The organism is Corynebacterium sp. HMSC072A02 (assembly GCF_001810085.1).
Taxonomy (GTDB): Bacteria; Actinomycetota; Actinomycetes; order Mycobacteriales; family Mycobacteriaceae; genus Corynebacterium; species Corynebacterium hesseae.
The window spans coordinates 61607-76733 of the sequence record NZ_KV799873.1; the positions used below are offsets into that span (position 1 = coordinate 61607).

The 15127-nt window shown below is 61.1% G+C and carries 13 protein-coding genes; 4 read left to right on the forward strand and 9 right to left on the reverse strand.

What is annotated here, in order from left to right; translation table 11 throughout:
• The first annotated feature begins 23 nt into the window (after positions 1-23).
• On the forward strand, positions 24-2315 hold the full coding sequence (locus HMPREF2698_RS11310; protein WP_070564752.1) for a 3'-5' exonuclease: 2292 nt from the start codon (positions 24-26) through the stop codon (positions 2313-2315).
• 60 nt (positions 2316-2375) lie between these two features.
• Here the strand turns inward: HMPREF2698_RS11310 and HMPREF2698_RS13055 are convergent, their stop codons facing one another.
• From HMPREF2698_RS13055 to HMPREF2698_RS11320, 3 genes are all read right to left on the reverse strand, one after another.
• Positions 2376-2870 carry a DUF4411 family protein gene (locus HMPREF2698_RS13055; protein ID WP_083303838.1) on the reverse strand — a complete coding sequence of 165 codons (495 nt, stop codon included), beginning with the start codon at positions 2868-2870 and terminating at the stop codon, positions 2376-2378.
• Complete coding sequence (locus HMPREF2698_RS11315) at positions 2867-4000, reverse strand: ImmA/IrrE family metallo-endopeptidase (RefSeq protein ID WP_070564755.1); 1134 nt, start codon at positions 3998-4000, stop codon at positions 2867-2869. Before HMPREF2698_RS11315 ends, HMPREF2698_RS13055 begins: the two co-directional genes overlap by 4 nt.
• A 171-nt stretch (positions 4001-4171) precedes the next feature.
• Complete coding sequence (locus HMPREF2698_RS11320) at positions 4172-4726, reverse strand: CAP domain-containing protein (RefSeq protein ID WP_070564758.1); 555 nt, start codon at positions 4724-4726, stop codon at positions 4172-4174.
• A 555-nt stretch (positions 4727-5281) separates the two neighbouring features.
• Between HMPREF2698_RS11320 and mmuM the strand changes: the two genes are divergently transcribed.
• The 3 genes from mmuM (at position 5282) to HMPREF2698_RS11335 (ending at position 7161) form a co-directional block, all read left to right on the forward strand.
• Positions 5282-6172, forward strand: coding sequence for a homocysteine S-methyltransferase (mmuM, locus tag HMPREF2698_RS11325; RefSeq protein ID WP_070564761.1), 891 nt, complete (start codon positions 5282-5284; stop codon positions 6170-6172).
• A 43-nt stretch (positions 6173-6215) separates the two neighbouring features.
• A complete protein-coding gene (locus HMPREF2698_RS11330) occupies positions 6216-6602 on the forward strand; it encodes a hypothetical protein (RefSeq protein ID WP_070564763.1) in 387 nt (128 codons plus the stop codon).
• Positions 6603-6669: 67 nt separating this feature from the next.
• Positions 6670-7161 (forward strand): gluconokinase, encoded by a 492-nt coding sequence (locus HMPREF2698_RS11335; RefSeq protein WP_070564766.1) that lies wholly within the window; start codon positions 6670-6672, stop codon positions 7159-7161.
• Here HMPREF2698_RS11335 and HMPREF2698_RS11340 read toward each other — a convergent pair.
• From HMPREF2698_RS11340 to HMPREF2698_RS11365, 6 genes are all read right to left on the reverse strand, one after another.
• A complete protein-coding gene (locus tag HMPREF2698_RS11340) occupies positions 7158-8552 on the reverse strand; it encodes a GntP family permease (protein WP_070531104.1) in 1395 nt (464 codons plus the stop codon). The genes HMPREF2698_RS11335 and HMPREF2698_RS11340 overlap by 4 nt on opposite strands.
• Before the next feature lie 50 nt (positions 8553-8602).
• On the reverse strand, positions 8603-9757 hold the full coding sequence (locus HMPREF2698_RS11345) for an alpha/beta hydrolase (RefSeq protein WP_070564769.1): 1155 nt from the start codon (positions 9755-9757) through the stop codon (positions 8603-8605).
• A gap of 217 nt (positions 9758-9974) precedes the next feature.
• Positions 9975-11357, reverse strand: a complete 1383-nt coding sequence (locus HMPREF2698_RS11350) for a hypothetical protein (protein ID WP_070564772.1) — start codon at positions 11355-11357, stop codon at positions 9975-9977.
• A gap of 408 nt (positions 11358-11765) precedes the next feature.
• The gene (locus HMPREF2698_RS11355) at positions 11766-12374 is read right to left on the reverse strand and encodes a cation efflux transmembrane domain-containing protein (protein WP_070523415.1); all 609 of its coding nucleotides are present in this window, start codon (positions 12372-12374) and stop codon (positions 11766-11768) included.
• A 65-nt stretch (positions 12375-12439) separates the two neighbouring features.
• Positions 12440-13792: an MFS transporter gene (locus tag HMPREF2698_RS11360; RefSeq protein WP_070564775.1), complete on the reverse strand. Its 1353-nt coding sequence runs from the start codon at positions 13790-13792 to the stop codon at positions 12440-12442.
• Between the two features lie 138 nt (positions 13793-13930).
• Entirely contained in the window at positions 13931-15070 is a 1140-nt protein-coding gene (locus HMPREF2698_RS11365) for a helix-turn-helix domain-containing protein (protein WP_070564979.1), read from the reverse strand.
• Between the last annotated feature and the right edge of the window lie 57 nt (positions 15071-15127).

Consider the following 15127-nt stretch of genomic DNA (forward strand, 5'->3'; position numbering starts at 1 on the left):
TGACTTTAAAAGAGAGGAAAGCAATGGCAACGAGCCTGTCCTTCTACCGCCGCATTGAGGACCGCTACAACCTGGGAAACCAGATCCTAGAGTTCTATAACAAGCTGGTGGACGATCCCACGAACCCGTCGCTGCACGTGGAGCCCGTCAAGGATGCGGTGGATAAGCGCGTGCGCACAGCCCGCGTCAACCGCAAGTACCGCGCTGTGCTCTTCGAGCTGCACGATGGCAACGACACCATGTTCGTTCTCATTGACATCCTCAATCACGATGATGCCTACGCACTCGCCACGTCGAAGACGCTCGTGGTCAACGGGGTCTCCGGCGTTCCGTCGCTCGTGGATGCCACGGCATCAGAGGCCTCGACGGCGATACCGCAGGCGGAGATTGAGTCACGCGCCAAGCGCCTGGCGGCCGAGCAGCGCGCTGCGGAAGCAGCGGCGAAAGCGGAGGCCGAAGCCGAGTCGAATGCTGAGCCTTCGGCGGATGCCCCAGCGGACGGTGAGGGAGTGAGGCCGTGGGATGCGGTGGGCGTCGACAAGCAGGCGCTCAGCGATGAACTCGGTCTTTCCCCGCAGACGGTGGCGGTGCTGGAGCGCGCCGCCACAACGGAGGAAGCGTTGGCAGCACTGGCGGGCGCGCCTGAATGGGAACAAGATGCGGTGGTCGGGCTGCTGTCCGGGATGAGCGTTGCTGAGGTGCGCGAAGATTTGGGCTTGGCGCAGTCCGCGGTGGCTGAGGCAAGCTCGGATAAGGCACTGGTGGAAGGCATCAAGTCCCCGGCGGGCCGCAGGGCCTTCGTCATCGACCCCGGCGAGGAGGAGCTGGCGGCCATCCTCGAGGGCTCCTTTGCCGAGTGGCGGGTGTTCCTGCACCCGAGCCAGCGTCGCGCGGTCGAGGCCGAGCACTCGGGTTCCGCGCGCATCACGGGTGGTGCTGGTACTGGCAAGACCGTGGTGGTGGTGCACCGCACGAAGTACCTGCTGCAGAAGAACCCGAAGGCGCGCGTCTTTTTGACCACCTACACGCGTGAGCTGGCCAACGCGCTTAAGGCGCAGATGAATGAGCTGTACCCGACGTTCCCGGAAGCTTCCGTGCATGGCGCGCCGGGGCTGTGGATCAGTGGCGTTGATGCGCTCGTCTTCGATGTGCTGGCGAACGCACAGGCAGCCGAGCGCGCCGCCGCGATGGCTGCGGTGCTCAACATTGATGGGGACTTTGTGCCCCGAGGCTTGGATGGTGTGGAGGAAAAGCGGCAGTGGCAGGAGGCCGCGGAGCTGAAAGGTGGCTCACTCCCGCGGGAGAAATCCCACCCGACGTTTTTGGCACAGGAGTACTCGGCGGTGATCCTCACGCAGGGGATCACGGATGAGAAGACCTACCTGCGTGCGCGGCGCACCGGGCGGGGGACTCCGCTCAACCGCGCTGAGCGCAAGGCGGTGTGGGCGATTGTGGAGTACTTCCACGCGGCGTGCGCGTCGATTGGGAAGCTGACCTATGCGGCTGCGGCGGTGGTGGCCGCGCACATCGTGGAGCACCGCACGGGCACTGAGGGCATGTTTGACCACGTGCTTATCGACGAAGCCCAGGATTTCCACGCCGGCCACTGGAAGTTTCTGCGGGCGGTGGCCAAGCGCGGGCCGAATGACATCTTCATTGCGGAGGATTCGCACCAGCGCATCTATGGCCAGCGGTTGGTGCTGCGTGATTACGGGATTGAAACCCGCGGCCGCGCCACGACGAAGCTGCGCGTGAATTACCGCACGACCCGGCAGAACCTGGGCTATGCCACGGCGATTCTGGACGGTGCCGAGTGGGTGGATTCGGAAGAGAATATCGACGATCTGCATGGCTACCGTTCGGTGCGCCAGGGTCCGGCGCCGGTTGTGGTGAATTCTGCGAGCAAGGCGGAAGAGGCTGAGGCCTTGGCCGCGCGCATCCGGGACTGGACCTCCGGGGATGAGGATGTCTCCATCGGTGTGCTGACCCGGACTAATGCCCGCAAGGATGAGATCGCCACGCAGCTGGGCGAGCTGGGCGTGGCCGTGAGCACTGGGCGGCGCACCTCCCGGGAGCGCCCGGTGGCGGTGATGACGATGCACAACGCCAAGGGCTTAGAGTTCACGCATGTCATCTTGCTTGATGTAAGCCGCGAGGCGCTGCCGCAGCGCTACCTGATGAAGGGACTTGCACCAGCCGAGGCCGACGAGGCGCTGCAGCGGGAGCGGGCTTTGCTCTACGTGGCGGCCTCGCGTGCGCGCGATGTGCTCGTGGTGAGCGTGGTGGGGGAGGCCTCTGAGCTGTTGCCGGGGTAAGTGGTACGGCGGTGAAAAGCGGAAGTTTCTTGAAGATCACTTCCCTGGCCGCATCCCCACCTAATACGTGATTCCTCGTGACCGAAGGAAATCCAAGTAAGTGGAGCAGTGAACCCCTAGTGCTGCGGCGGCGTCGGGAAGCTTTACTCTGTTGACTCTGCGCGGTTGGGGTTTCTCATCGGTAATGATTGAGAGGTCTCGAGCATGAGCAGAAGCCACGAGCCATGAATCGGCAGCGTCATTGAGAAATTCTTGTACTGCCGCTTCATCAAACCGAGGCTTGCGCTGGAAGGCTGCCCATTTGGATAAAAGACGGTATGACTCAATTTCAGCGTCGTCTACGTGCAAGATTTGGTCATGAGGGACGAAGTCCTGGAACCATGATGAAACAGAGTCTTGTCTCCGTTCCAGTTCTTCTTGCACAGTGTCATGGAAGAAAAACGTTTGAGTGGCCACGAAGGTTTCGAAAGAGCTCCAATAACTTGGAAACACGTCGCGAGGATAACTTCGAACCGCGTTGATAACAATATTGGAATCAATTAGGTAGCGCGTCATGGCAGCCCCTGATAGCGATCCACCAAAGCCTCAATAGTGCTGATCTTTTTGATACCAAGCTGACGGGATGCTTCGCGTTCACCAATTCTGCCTTCAGCGAGCGCTCCAGTGACCGCTTCGAGAAAGAGCCCGCCCAAACGGGAACGTAGGCCAAGAGTGAAGTCACCACCGCCAGACTGTTGCGTTGTCCTTGGACGTGGGGCTTCTTTGATGAAGCGCTGACCAGCTTCTCGGGGGAGCGCGCCGTTTCCTACGAGCAGCCATACAGTGACGTCACGGCTGACCCCGAAAGTTTTGTATGCCCAATGGCACACCGCTTCTAAGTCTTTGGTTTCGGACCATTTTGTGAGCAAGTCCTTGGCAGAGACAAGAAATTCTGCAGCGAACTGATTGCACCAACGCTCGACAGCGCGCTGATTGAGAGAGCCGCCGGAAACACCTTGTTCGCCAAGAAGTACGTGGCCGAACTCGTGGGCCAAGCTAAACAATTTGCCCACTCCAGAATCACTGGTGTTGATGAAGATGAGGCCATAGGAATTCCGGATCAACGTAAAACCGCGGAACTCATCAGGATCGAGCTTGTGGTGGGTGTTATTGCCCACGATGGAGCTGCGCATAACCAAGATACCGGCGCGCTCAATAGCATCAGCCAGCGTTGCTACGCGGCTCCGGTTACGCTCATGCTTACCTGGAACCCAATTCAGAAGAGTGCTTGACCAGTCGGCGGCCTCTTGCGCCGGCGTATCTGTAGAGAACCGACCGATAAAACTAGGCCCTGCAATACCGTTGGCGAGGGCATCCTCTGCGTACCACTCTAAGCGTCGTTCACAGGCATAGATCGTCTGCTCAAGCGCAGGGCTGCATTCGGACAACGGAGTGCTCCCGTGAGTCCTAAAATCAGGAAGGCGAGGGGTGCGTTGGATGGGCTTTTCGAGTAGTAGATAGCCAAAAGGGATCCCAGCAAGTTTGGCCAGCTTCTGTGCTTGCCTGAATGTTGGGGTACTTTCACCTATTAGCCAAGAGCGCAAGGAGTGGAAGTCAGGCTTCTTTTCCAATTCATTGATGGGGAGCTGCGTTCTCTCAACTGCCCATTCAAGGACAGGCGGGGACATGGGGACGCGCACGGTCATAGCCCCTCCTATCGATGCATACTGCCCTGGTAATTGCGTGTTGGAAGCAAGTTTAGAGGATAAAACGAGCGTACGTACAGCATGGCTCCGGACGCTCACAACGGCTGACGCGCCTGTGAAGAGTGACAACCTCATCTTCACAGGCGCGCATCAGCGGTAGAAGGTGCGAGACTACCGCCCAAAGTTCTGCACGGCGTACAACCGGCCGTCGGGGGCGACGGTCAGGCCGATACCCACGGACTTAGCGCGGGGGTCGAGCAAGTTCTTGCGGTGGCCGGGGGAATCCATCCACAGCTTCACCAGCTGGGCATCGGAGTAGTCGCTCCATGCCTGGAGGACGTTCTCACCACCAGCGGGCAGGCCGGCGGGATAGAAGGTCCAGTAGTTCGGGCGGTGGCGGGTCTGGCCATCGCGGCTCAAGGTATTTGCCCAATCCTGTGCCAGGTTGGTCAGGTTCGGATCAACGCGCAGCGGCGCGAGGCCATTGGCCACACGTTGCGCATTGGTTTGATTAATAAGGCCTTGAACGCTGGCTGCAGCGTGGGGAGCCGGGGCTACCGGGCCGGCAACGGACGGCATGGTGAAGCCGAAGTCAGCCGGGTTGAATGCACCGAAGGAACTACCAGCCTGAGCAGGAGCATTGATGGAGCCGGCGAAGAGTGCTGCAACGGCAGCAACCGGGGCGACGATCTTTGTGGCTTTATGTCCGAATGGGAAACGGAACATGGCGGGCACCTCTTTCTGCTTCAGGTGTTAAGTGGAGGCTTTTTCGACCTCGTACCGAGCGGTACTTTCACTTAAAATTAAAGCTCTTCGGGGTACTGAAAAGCCACTTGACCAGCAGTTTTAAGGTTTGCCTGTGAGTTTTTGCGTCTTCGCGTGGCGGGCTTAAGTTTCTTTTGGGTTTGCCGCCTTGAAGGCTTGAATTCGCATAGTTTTCTTTAGAAACGACGGACGGCGGGGGTAGTACTTGGGGGTGGCTTCTTAGGTTGATGGAAAGCTTTCCCAAGAAAGTGCTGGTGACGTGTCAACTATTCTCAAAAACTCAGGAAATTCTTCAAAAATCCCTGGATTAAGGCTGGGAAAGTATAGTTTGCGTTTATCCTCCGGTGAGGAACCTGAGTGAGAGGGGAACGTCGAAAAGCATGGCAATGAGCAGGAAGAAGGGCTGTTGAGGCTCAGTGCCAGAAGGTAAAAGATTAAGAAAAGTAATGCAACTATTAATGAAACCTATTGGCATGGTGGGGGTCGGCTGCCCACGCATTGCTAGGCTCGTGCGTCATGGCCCTCTTTGACGCGCCGCTGCTTTTCGACGGCGGCCTTGGAACCCACCTCGAAGCCCTGGGGCACGACATCTCGGGCCCGCTGTGGTCGGCGCGCGTGCTGCGTGAGACCCCTGCCCTCATCGAATCTGCCCATGCGGACTTCTTTGCCGCCGGTGCCCAGGTTGCCACCACGGCCTCCTATCAAATCACCTTCGATGTGCTGGGCGGGGAGGCGGAGTCTCTTTTGCGCCGCAGCGTCACGGTAGCGCGTGACGCCGCCCGCAAGGCCGGCGACAGACATGCTGCCCACGGTGATCTACTGGTTGCCGCATCCATTGGCCCGTATGGAGCAGGCCCGGGCCGGGGCAACGAGTACGACGGTGCCTATGGTCTTTCGGCGCACGAATTGCGCCGCTGGCATGCCCGCAGGGTAGAGGTGCTCGCGGACACGGAGGCCGACTTCCTTCTTGCTGAAACCATCCCGAATGTCGATGAGGCCGCGGTGCTTCTGGAGCTGCTCTCGGCCCAGCCCAAGCCCTTTGCGTTGAGCATCACCGGCGCCATCGCGGCCGACCCGACGAAGCTCTCGCAGGTGATCGCGCTGGCCAACCAGACACCGTTGCTGGGTGCGGTGGGTGTGAATTGTGTGCGCCCACCGCAGGCATGGGCGGCGGTGAAGGCATTGCGCGCTGGAACCGATAAGCCGCTTTTAGCCTGTCCCAACAGTGGGGAGATCTGGGATGACGGCGCCCGCGGCTGGCGTCCTGCTCCCACCGGCGCGGTGGGATTGACTGAGGCGGCAGCACCAATGCGCGCGGCTGGGGTCGGCCTTCTTGGTGGCTGCTGCCGCGTGCGGCCCGATGAGATTCGGCAGCTGCGTCGATCGATCCGCTTCGAAGGCAAATAGAAAACGCCGCGACAATCCTCAGGCGAGAGGATAGAGTGTTCCTATGAAAAAGTCTTCTCTACTCGCCGCATCCGCTGCACTTCTCATCACAACGCTGTCCGTGCCCGCCGCCAATGCCGAGCTGACCCAGACTGAGCGGGATCAGTTCCGCACCGATCCCGTCGGGGCAGTTGCCTGGCAAGCCATCAAGGGCTCCTCAGAGTACGTCCGCGCCGATGGCAACACCATGATGGCGGCGTCCTTCTTCTCCATGACTATGCCGGGGCAGAGCATCGGCATGCCTGCTCTTGAAAACTGTGCAGAGCGCGTCGGCTCCTCCGCACCGGAGGGCGGCGTGCGCTACGTGGCGGCGGCCCTGTGCGCCACCTTTGATCCGAATGCCCGCGGCGAGGTGCAGCGCGGCGACTTTGGTTACGGGCCGCTGCGCTAAGAGCGCAACGTTATATCGCGCTACGTCACGTAGCGCGTAGGATCGGGTGCTGTCTTAAGGAGGGCTGATGCGCAAGCACGTGATTATCATGGGAGTCTCAAGCTGCGGCAAATCGACGGTCGGGGAGTTGCTGGCGCAGCGCACCGGACTGCCCTTCCGGGATGGGGACGATATGCACCCGGCGGCGAACATCGAAAAGATGGCCTCGGGGCAGGCGCTTGACGACGATGACCGGAAACCCTGGCTCGAATCCATCGGCCGCTTTCTAGCCGAGCAGGAATCCGGGGCCATCGTGGGCTGTTCCGCGCTCAAGCATTCCTACCGCGACATCATCCGCGCCGCAGCACCCGATACGGTCTTCATCCACCTGCACGGCTCCTATGAATTGCTCAAGGAGCGCATGAGCCGGCGAACCGGACACTTCATGCCGGTGTCTCTGCTGGATTCGCAGTTCGAGACTCTGGAGGAACTGCGGCCGGAGGAAGCAGGGCTGGTGCTCGACGTCAGCGCCACGCCGGAGGAGCTGGCCGCCGCGGCGGCCGAGTACCTGCAGGCCTAGAACAGCGCGGCGGCGCCGTAGAAGATAAGGACGATGCCGAAGCCAATCGAGGAGATCAGCGCCTGATTGACGGTCCACGTCCTCAGGGTGGTGGACACGTCCATGCCCATGAGACGGCCAACGAGCCAGAAGCCCGAGTCATTGACGTGGCTGCCAAAGACGGAGCCGGCTGCGGTGGCGAGCGTGATGAGGACCAGCTGGATTTCGCTGAAGCCGCCGGCCTCCACGGCAGGCACCATGAGCGCGGCGGCCGTCGTCAGCGCAACGGTGGCCGAGCCTTGCGCCAGGCGCAAGGCTACCGCGATGAGGTAGCAGGCCAGGATAACGGGGACGCCGAGGTTAGACATGGAGTCCGCCAGCGCATCACCGATACCGCTGGTGCGCAGCACCCCGCCGAACATGCCGCCCGCGCCGGTGATGAGGACGACGGAACAGATCGGTCCGAGCGAAGACTCCACGGTCTTCTCAATCGCGCTCTTACCCTCCCCGCGGCGCAGGCCCAGCACGGCCATCGCCGCCAGAGTGGTAATCAACAGCGCGATGGGCGTCTGGCCCAGGAAGACGAAGAAGCGAACCCACGTGGCGGAAGGATCAACAACACCAGCGGTGCCCAGCGTGGTCAACCCGGTATTGCCGAAGATGAGGATCATGGGGATGAGCAGGATGCCAATTACTGAGGCCGGGGAGGCCGGGCGATCCGGGAGTTCGGCATCGCTGACCAACGCGCCGGTGATGGCTTCCTCGAGGCGGTAGGGATACTTCTTTCCCAGGTGGAGACCGAAGCGGTAGCTGGAGAGATACCACGTGGGCAGCGCAACGAGGAGGCCAAAAATGAGAATGAGACCGATATCCGCGCTGAAGAACTCACCGGCCGCGACAGGGCCCGGGTGCGGTGGCACGAAGACGTGCATGACGGAGAAGGCGCCGGCGGCGGGGATGCCGTAGGCCAGAACTGGGCCGTCCAGGCGCCTGGCGACGGCAAAGATGACCGGCAGCATCACCATGAGCCCCGCGTCGAAGAAGATGGGGAAGCCCATGATGAGGGAGGCCACGCCGAGTGCTAGGGGCGCTTTGTCTTCGCCGAAGAGTTTCACGAGGGCGTCGGCAAGCGTTTTAGCACCGCCGGAAGTTTCTACCAGACGCCCGATCATGGCGCCCAACCCCACCAGCAAGGCCACGGATCCCAAGGTTGAGCCGAAGCCGCTCGTCATGGTGGGAACCACACCATCCAGCGGGATGCCAGCGGCCAAGGCGGTGAGCGCGGAGACCGTGACGAGTGTGACGAAAGCGTGCACCTTGAAGTAGATGACGAGGACGAGGATGACGGCGATGGCCGCAACCGCAATCCCTAACAGTGGTCCGGTGCCCAGCGTGGGCTCCCAAGTATCCATGACATTCATGAATGTTGATTTTACTTCTGCAGCCTGCGGTGATCTAGGGGTCACACCCCGAGCGCTGGGCCAACCGTGGCCCAGCTGATGGCCAGCTCGCGCCGGAACAGCCCCCATGTGTGGCGTCCCGCGGGAAGCTCGTAATAGTCAAGGTCTACGCCAGCTGCGGTGGCCTGTTTAGCGTAATAGGAACTGCACCAATAATCCACGCGTTCGTTGAGGCCCAGTGCGGGAAGTGGTGAGTCCTCAATATCAACGTCAAAGTCTGCCGGGCCGCCGCGGGAGACGATGACGAAAGTCTTGCGGCCGCGTTGCTGATCGAGGTTGAGAACCGGCGAATGTTGCGCCCACGCCGGATCCCACGGCGCGCCGAAGGAGCGAGCCGGGTCAGTGCCGTAGAACGCAGCACTTGCCCACGCAAAGGACTGCGCGAGAACACCTGTGGTCGAGGGACAACCGGAGAGGGAACCAGCCACTGTAAAGCGCGGATCGAACGTGGCTAGCTCCAATGCGGGGCCGCCGGAGTTGCTTAGACCCGCGATTCCGTCGCGGCCGTTGCCGTGGAACTCGGCGTCGATAAGCTGCGGGAGTTCCTTGGTCAGATAGGTGGCCCACTTGTATTTTCCGTGGGCGTCATGGGGCTGCACCCAGTCGGACATCATTGAGCCATATGCGCCGCGCGGGGAAATGACATTGACCTGCTTGTCACGGAAGAACTCGGAGGCCCCGCCGCCGTCCCACCACAGTGCGTCCTCGCCACCGCCGGCACCACCCAGTAGGTAATAGCTCGGGCGGGGTTGCGTGTTCTCCAATCCTCCTGGAGGAAGAATGATGTCGTTGGTGATGACACGGTCCATGGCCGGTGAATAGGCTTTTAGCTCCCACACGTTGTCCTGGACGTGACGCAGTCCGCGCAGTTGTGCCGGGGCTGCCGTCGCCGGTGGGCGCGTAGCGTCTGGTGCCAACACCGGGACTTTCAATTGCTGAAGCACCTGTGCCCAGGCGGCGAAAATGTTGTCGGCGAAGAGTAGAGGTGCCAGCGGTCCCAGGGCGATGGGATCGAGGGCGCTGGAGTGCTGATCGATGTTGGCGGCATCGCTGCTCATCGTATCCAGTGCTTGTGCGTGTGCCGGCTGTGCGAGGGCGGGGGAGATGATCAACCCCGCCGAGAGAATGCCCGCAAGTGCGGAGCGAAAGAATTTCATTAGTTCACAATAGCCAACTAACCCTGCGGCGCAGAACTTCCCCGGCGTTAACGAAGGCGGGGCAGCGGGAGAACTGCGGGGTAGTTGGTGGAAGCGGATTAAGGGCATAAAGAAACCCCGACCGCTTTCACAGCGGTCGGGGTCCTCTCACTCTCTCACTGCCGGACTAAGCGCCGGCGGGCTGTGCACACTCTCTGCAGTGGGCGAGGGGTGTTCCTTAGAACAGGCCCTCAGCCTTCTTGCCGGTGTCCTTCACGGTGATCTCGCGGGAGTCAACGTTCTGGTCGTTGTCGGTGGAGTTGTCGCCCTTCAGGCGGGAAATCTGGGTGACCTCGATGTAGTTCTTCAGGCGGCCTTCCTTGGTGTTGCCGTCGCCGAAGTCCAGGTTGGCAACACGAGCGGACTCGCCAGCGTTAATCGGGTTGGCCAGGGTGACCTCGAAGGAGCGGGTCGAGGACTTCTCGTCGAAGCCCAGGTCACGGATGTGAGCACCGTTGGAGGAACGCGGGGTGATGAGGCGGTCAACGCCCTTCGGGCCCTCAGCGGTCTTCACATCAACGCGGTACTGGACAGCCGGGAAGTCGCCGTAGTAGCGCTCGGAACCGACGTTCTCCAGGCGGAGAGCAACGGTGCCAGCGTAACCAGCGTGCTTAGCGCCGGAGGTGGTCAGAACCGGCTTCAGGTCCAGCTTCTGCTTGGCCTCGTCGGTCTTGCCGTTCTCGACGTCCTCCTGGACCTTCTTGTCGGCTTCTTCTTCCTTCTTGCCCTCGGACTCGGACACGGCCTTCTCCTCCGGAGTGACCTCGTTGTCCTTGATGACCTCAGCGTCAGCCTCCGGGGACTTCTCCTCCTCAACAACCTTCGGGTCGTTGACGTCGGTGGTGTTCTGAGCGTCCTTGTTCGGAGCGTAGGAATCAGCGATGTCGTCGTACAGCTTGACGCGAACCTCGTTCTTCATCGGCTGCATTGCAGACCAGAAGGTCGGGGTGGACCAGGTGCCGTTCGGCTTGCAGTACTGCTGGGTACCGGTCATGTTCAGGACGCGGAAGCCGTAGGTGGCCTCACCGGTGTGGTTCGGCGGAACATCGTACGGTCCGATGGACTGGCCAGCCTCCCAGGACAGGGAGTAGGAAGCGGAAGCGCCGAGCTTGGTGGCGATCTCGTGGGAGATGCCGAAGGAGCCCTCGGAGTTCTTGCCGGAGCCCTTGCCGCCAGCGTTCATGGAGGTGGTCTCAGTGCGGTCACCGTTGACGGACAGGGTGATGGACTGGGACTTGGACAGGTCCTGCTGCAGCGGGATGTCCTTCTTGGTCTGGTTGGTGGTGGAGATGGTGCCTGCCGGCATGAAGTTATCGGTCACCTTGTAGACCACGGTGCGGTGATCCTCCCACGGGTTGCACACCGGGCGCGGGTTGAGCACGTTGGCCTTCATGTGGTCGGAGCCGTGGGTGGTGTGAACGATAGGCAGCTTTGCGTTCACGGCCGGGGTCTCCGGGTAGGACTCGGTCTGGGTGGCTGCGGAGGCAGCCGGTGCGATGAGGGCGGTGCCTGCGATCGCAAGGCCGGCGATGAGGCCGGCGGTACGACGACGCTGGGTCATTGTTGTTCTCCTGGATGAAAGTTTGGGGCAATGCGGTGACGCACTGTGGTGACACTGTGTTTGCGCTGTAGTGCCCAGTGCGTGACGTGTTGCAACAATAAGGCCCTTTTCAGGATCGCGCACCCCTTGAATTGTTTATATTTTCGAATGTAGAAATACATTTCGATCGGGTGGCTCCCGGGTGAACAATTGACTAAGAAATTTGCGCCGACCTTGGTTTTGTCTAACTAGACCGTATTCTGGGAAAACGTCTCTTTGACCGTTCGTGCACAAACTAAAGAATGACCCCATTAGGGGGAGTGAAAGGGTGTTTGTGGGGTCGTGTCACGCTCAATTTCAGCCTCTGTGGTCTAAGGGGTAGAACCCAACCGACCACCGTTTGCTTAAGTAATTCTTAAGAACGGCGCGTTAGTCTTCTTCGATCTCTGGGTCTTCCGCGCGTGCCTGTTCGAAGACCTCAGCCGCCGCGCGCAGGTTGATAGTCCCGATGATGAGGCCGACCACGATGTCCGGCCAGGGGCTCGCCCACGCCAGCATGAGAAGGCCTGCGCCGAGGATAAGAATGTTGGCGGCGACGTCATTGCGTGCGGCCAACCACGCCCCACGCGTGAGCGCACCTCCGTGTCGCAATTGCACCAGCAGCACCGCGCAGAGCAGGTTGATGAGCATGGCGAAAATGGCCGTGCCGGAAAGCGTGAGTGGCTCAGGAACGGCGCCGTTGATGATCTTCCATATCGCCATGCCATAGGACGCCACGGCGGGGATCAGGATGAGCCCGGCTAGGCCATAGCTTGCTTTGCGACGCCCCTCTACCGACCAGCGCAGCGCTAAGAGCACGAGCGCGTTGATGAGAAAGTCCTCGAGGAAATCGGCTGCGTCAGCGAAGAGTGAGGCCGAGCCGATGATGCAGGCGACGACGAATTCGACGAAGAAGCCAAAGAGATTCAAGGCAGCGACCCAGGCGACAACCCGCCGGGCGCGTGCGTTCAGGGTGGAGGAGGAGAGATTGTGAGACACGGTACCTGAGCTTAATGGGCTTGAGCGCCGTGTCCCAACTTGTTTTTCTTATGAACTGTTTCGGGCTAGTCGACGATGGTGACGTCGTCTTCGCGGCGGTGCTTCTCGCCGGCGAAACCGCCGAAGGCTGTGATCAAGGCGGTGACGGCCAAGATGATGATTCCCGGTATAGAACTGGGGGTCTCATTGGATGCGTTCAATGCGGTGGCGAGGAAGGGTAGCAGCCCCGATACTGCCGACGCGATGTTGGCGGAGATAGCCACCCCGGAATAGCGGACATTCGCAGGGAAGACCTCCGAGAGGAGGACTCCAGATACGGAATAGGTGATCGTAACTAGCGACAGGCCGAGACAGACGGCGAGCGTGAGGAGTACGGGGTTCCCCGTGTCGATCATTGCCCACAGCGGCCACGCCATGATGGCGGTGGCAAGCGCGCCGTATCCGATAACTCGACCGGGGCCAATCTTTTCGCCGATGCGGCCGAAGATGATGTTGATGAAGATCTGGCACACGGCGCCGAGGAGGGTGGCATTAACGACAGTTTGCCGCGGGAAGTCCAGCGTGGTCGTGGCGTAGGAGAGGACATAGGTGCTCATGACGAAGAATCCGCCGATGCCCAGGAAAGCGGCCGCGGAAGCCAGGCACAGCTGTGAGAAATGCTCAGTGAAGAGCTCTTTCAGTGAGCCCTGGTGAGCTGCCTCGTCTGCTTCTGCCTCCTCTTCAAGGGCCTTGTAAACAGGAGATTCTTCAGCCTTCGTGCGAATCCACAGTGCTACCGCTAGGAAAGGAAAGGCGATGAGGAAAGGCACACGCCAACCCCAGGAACTCACTGTGGCATCGTCCAGCATGAGCACAAGCGCGAAGGCTCCGGAAGAAAGCAGCGTGCCGGCGGGGGAACCGATCTGCACGAAAGCGGCATAGCGACCGCGCTTCTCGGCTGGGGCGTGCTCGATGGCCATGGTTGTAGCGCCGCCCCATTCGCCGCCGACGGCAATGCCCTGAAGCAGGCGCAGGATGACCAGCGTGATGGGCGCCCAGATGCCAATGCTGTCAAAGGTGGGGAGCAGGCCGATGACGCCGGTGGCCATGCCAATGACGACGATGGAGATGATGAGGGCCGGTCGGCGGCCCATCCTGTCGCCGATTTGGCCGAAAATGACCGCGCCGAGAGGGCGTGCCAGGAAACCTACTCCGAAAGTGGCGAAGGATGCCAGGGTTGCGCCGGTGCCTGACATTCCCGAGAAGAAGAGATCGTTGAAGACAAGCGCGGCTGCGGTACCGAAGAGGAAGAAGTCGTACCACTCGAGGGCTGTACCGACGAACGCGGAACTGGCGATGCGGAAGACGTCCTTTGACTCGACTTGGATTTCCTCGGCGCCGGATTGGGCCGGGTTGGAAGGGGGTGCGTGGGTAGTCATATCGAAATGCTCCTTATGTGAAACGCATTACCTTTCTAGGACACATTAGGTGCACGTCACCTTCCGGTGAATGGTTTGAAGAGTTTTCTATGCATCGACCCATCTACAGAGAGGGAACCTTGTTACTCTGCACAAGAGCTATCGCTTTGTCCGGTGCAGCGCCAGCAATGCTCGCGCGGCGTCTTTCGGCCGCGTGATGTCGAGTCCCGTGAGTTCCGTGACCTGCCGCAGGCGGTTGAGCACCGTGTTGCGGTGGCAGTGCAGCGTCTCGGCGGAGTCTTTGATAGAGCCGCAATCCAGGTAAGTAGTGATGGTTTGGTAGAGCGGCGCGTTGCTTAGGCGCAGCTCGGTGATTTCCTGCGTGAGCTCCGTGATGCCGCTGGCTGGGAAGTCTGCAATGGCATCGCCGGCGACGGCCCAGAGCGCGTCGGACGCTTCGGCTAAGTGGTCCAGCGGCCCGGTGGCGTCAAAGATGCGCGGCGCTTGCTGCGCCGCCGCGCGAACTCCAGCTAAGCCGATGACGTCGCGGAAAAGTATGCCCGAGATCTCCGTGAGCTCTGCGCCGGTGTCCAGTGTGGGATGCTCGCTGTTCCTTTGGTCTCTAGGCCAGAAGGCAACGAACATCCCACGCGCGCCATGGCCGAAGGCTTCGCCGGAGGAGATGGGTTCGTCGAGAAACGCGCGCATCTCCACCGCAGCGGTGGGGTGGGCCACCGCGACGTCGAAGTGGCAATCTGCATCCAGGTTGAGCGCGCGGGTGATTTCCGCGATGCCGAGCGCGCCCAGGGATTCGGCGGCGAAGAGCCTCTCCAAGTGCCGGGCGTGGGCGCGGTGCACGTCGTGCTGCCCGCGAGCCTCCTCCAAGCGGTAGGCATCGCGCACCACCAGGTTGTACATCGTCACAACGGAATGCACCTGCGCCACGTGGTCGATGAGCGCCTCCTGATCCGCGCCGGCGGCCCGGCGCAGGTGCTCCCAGAGGACGGTGAAGTCGAGCTGGATGGCGTCGATCAGCGTGGCTAGCTCCACGCCCTGGTGCGCGCGCCGCCGGCCCAAACTCTGGGCGTGGGTGCGCAGTTCCTCCTCATCCATCGCCCCAACCAGCACGTCAGTGATGCGCGCGAAAACCTCGAAGGCGGTCAGGCGCAGCTCGTCCTCGCTCACCAAGGAATCGCCGTAGCGCCCCGAGCGGGAAAAGGCGGCGAGGAAATCCTCAACTAAGTGGGGGATGGTGCCATGGACCTTCGTGACGATATCGTGCCAGCGCTTCTCGTGCATGTGCACAACGCTACACGTTGGGTGCTGGTGAATTGCCCTCTATGTGGAGAGGTGTAT

What these genes read in the sequence shown, in the direction of transcription:
- HMPREF2698_RS13055 (WP_083303838.1), bottom strand. Translation starts at nt 2,870, where the DNA reads ATGACGCGCTACCTAATTGATTCCAATATTGTTATCAACGCGGTTCGA.
- HMPREF2698_RS11365 (WP_070564979.1), bottom strand. Translation starts at nt 15,070, where the DNA reads ATGCACGAGAAGCGCTGGCACGATATCGTCACGAAGGTCCATGGCACC.
- mmuM (WP_070564761.1), top strand. Translation starts at nt 5,282, where the DNA reads ATGGCCCTCTTTGACGCGCCGCTGCTTTTCGACGGCGGCCTTGGAACC.
- HMPREF2698_RS11340 (WP_070531104.1), bottom strand. Translation starts at nt 8,552, where the DNA reads ATGGATACTTGGGAGCCCACGCTGGGCACCGGACCACTGTTAGGGATT.
- HMPREF2698_RS11310 (WP_070564752.1), top strand. Translation starts at nt 24, where the DNA reads ATGGCAACGAGCCTGTCCTTCTACCGCCGCATTGAGGACCGCTACAAC.
- HMPREF2698_RS11330 (WP_070564763.1), top strand. Translation starts at nt 6,216, where the DNA reads ATGAAAAAGTCTTCTCTACTCGCCGCATCCGCTGCACTTCTCATCACA.
- HMPREF2698_RS11315 (WP_070564755.1), bottom strand. Translation starts at nt 4,000, where the DNA reads ATGACCGTGCGCGTCCCCATGTCCCCGCCTGTCCTTGAATGGGCAGTT.
- HMPREF2698_RS11320 (WP_070564758.1), bottom strand. Translation starts at nt 4,726, where the DNA reads ATGTTCCGTTTCCCATTCGGACATAAAGCCACAAAGATCGTCGCCCCG.
- HMPREF2698_RS11335 (WP_070564766.1), top strand. Translation starts at nt 6,670, where the DNA reads ATGCGCAAGCACGTGATTATCATGGGAGTCTCAAGCTGCGGCAAATCG.
- HMPREF2698_RS11360 (WP_070564775.1), bottom strand. Translation starts at nt 13,792, where the DNA reads ATGACTACCCACGCACCCCCTTCCAACCCGGCCCAATCCGGCGCCGAG.
- HMPREF2698_RS11350 (WP_070564772.1), bottom strand. Translation starts at nt 11,357, where the DNA reads ATGACCCAGCGTCGTCGTACCGCCGGCCTCATCGCCGGCCTTGCGATC.
- HMPREF2698_RS11345 (WP_070564769.1), bottom strand. Translation starts at nt 9,757, where the DNA reads ATGAAATTCTTTCGCTCCGCACTTGCGGGCATTCTCTCGGCGGGGTTG.